General features: G+C 35.3%; 1 protein-coding gene. It reads right to left on the bottom strand.

Going from position 1 to position 235, the window contains the following annotated elements:
* Window positions 1-208, bottom strand: a 208-nt coding sequence (locus QP752_RS11345) for a hypothetical protein (RefSeq protein ID WP_284805556.1), incomplete at its 3' end; no start/stop codon positions are given.
* Window positions 209-235: the final 27 nt, after the last annotated feature.

Raw genomic sequence — 235 nt, forward strand, 5'->3', positions numbered from 1 at the left:
AATTTGAGTAGATAGGTTTTAGCTCTTCTCTATAATTTTGGTAGAATTCAGCTGTGAAGAGGTCTGGACCTGGGCTTTTGTTTGCTGGAAGATTTCTGATTACAGTTTTAATTTCTGTGCTTGTGATGTGTCTGTTAAGATTTTCTGTTTCTTCCTGGTTCAGTTTTGGAAAATTGTACTTTTCTAAGAATTTGTCCATTTCTTCCACGTTGTCCATTTTATTGGCATACAACTG

This window comes from Corynebacterium sp. UMB10321 (assembly GCF_030228725.1).
In the GTDB taxonomy this organism is placed as follows: domain Bacteria; phylum Actinomycetota; class Actinomycetes; order Mycobacteriales; family Mycobacteriaceae; genus Corynebacterium; species Corynebacterium pseudogenitalium.